At 57.0% G+C, this 1,429-nt stretch carries 1 rRNA gene; it reads left to right on the top strand.

Annotated features, from left to right (window positions below):
* A 23S ribosomal RNA gene (locus HHX40_RS35455) occupies positions 1-1,394 on the top strand; the annotation flags it as partial.
* Positions 1,395-1,429 lie beyond the last annotated feature (35 nt).

Genomic DNA, 1,429 nt, shown 5'->3' on the forward strand with positions numbered 1-1,429 from the left:
ATCCTGAGGTGTGATGCCGAGCCGATTGTGGCGAAGTGGGTGATCCTATGCTGCCGAGAAAAGCCTCTAGTGAGTGTCGCGGCGGCCCGTACCCTAAACCGACTCAGGTGGTCAGGTAGAGAATACCAAGGCGGTCGGGTGAACTGTGGTTAAGGAACTCGGCAAATTGCCCCCGTAACTTCGGGAGAAGGGGGACCTTTACTGGTGATGGAACTTGCTTCTTGAGCTGGTGGGGGTCGCAGTGGCCAGGGGGAAGCGACTGTTTACTAAAAACACAGGTCCGTGCGAAGTCGTAAGACGATGTATACGGACTGACGCCTGCCCGGTGCCGGAACGTTAAGGGGACCGCTTAGCCAGCTTTGTGTTGGCGAAGGTGAGAACTTAAGCGCCGGTAAACGGCGGTGGTAACTATAACCATCCTAAGGTAGCGAAATTCCTTGTCGGGTAAGTTCCGACCTGCACGAATGGCGTAACGACTTCCCCGCTGTCTCAACCACAGGCCCGGTGAAATTGCAGTACGAGTAAAGATGCTCGTTTCGCGCAGCAGGACGGAAAGACCCCGGGACCTTCACTACAGCTTGACATTGGCGTTTGGAGCGTCTTGTGTAGGATAGGTGGGAGACTGGGAAGCTCCGACGCTAGTCGGGGTGGAGTCATTGGTGAAATACCACTCTGGTCGTTTTGGACGTCTAACCCGCGCCCGTGAATCCGGGTGGGGGACAGTGTCTGGTGGGTAGTTTAACTGGGGCGGTTGCCTCCTAAAAGGTAACGGAGGCGCCCAAAGGTTCCCTCAGCCTGGTTGGCAATCAGGTGTCGAGTGTAAGTGCACAAGGGAGCTTGACTGTGAGACTGACGGGTCGAGCAGGAGCGAAAGCTGGGACTAGTGATCCGGCATCGGCGTGTGGAAGCGGTGTCGCTCAACGGCTAAAAGGTACCCCGGGGATAACAGGCTGATCTTCCCCAAGAGTCCATATCGACGGGATGGTTTGGCACCTCGATGTCGGCTCGTCGCATCCTGGGGCTGGAGTAGGTCCCAAGGGTTGGGCTGTTCGCCCATTAAAGCGGTACGCGAGCTGGGTTTAGAACGTCGCGAGACAGTTCGGTCCCTATCCGCTGCGCGCGCAGGAGACTTGCGAGGGGCTGTCCCTAGTACGAGAGGACCGGGACGGACGAACCTCTGGTGTGCCAGTTGTTCCGCCAGGAGCACGGCTGGTTGGCTACGTTCGGTAGGGATAACCGCTGAAAGCATCTAAGCGGGAAGCTCGCCTCAAGATGAGGTCTCCCACCACGAGAGTGGGTAAGGCTCCCTATAGACGATGGGGTTGATAGGCCGGAAGTGGAAGCGTAGTAATGCGTGGAGCTGACCGGTACTAATAGGCCGAGGACTTGACCATATTATGCTCGCGTTCACTATGTGATCTCAGAGACA

The sequence above is a fragment of the Microbispora sp. H10949 genome (genome assembly GCF_014161435.1).
Taxonomy (GTDB): Bacteria; Actinomycetota; Actinomycetes; order Streptosporangiales; family Streptosporangiaceae; genus Microbispora; species Microbispora triticiradicis.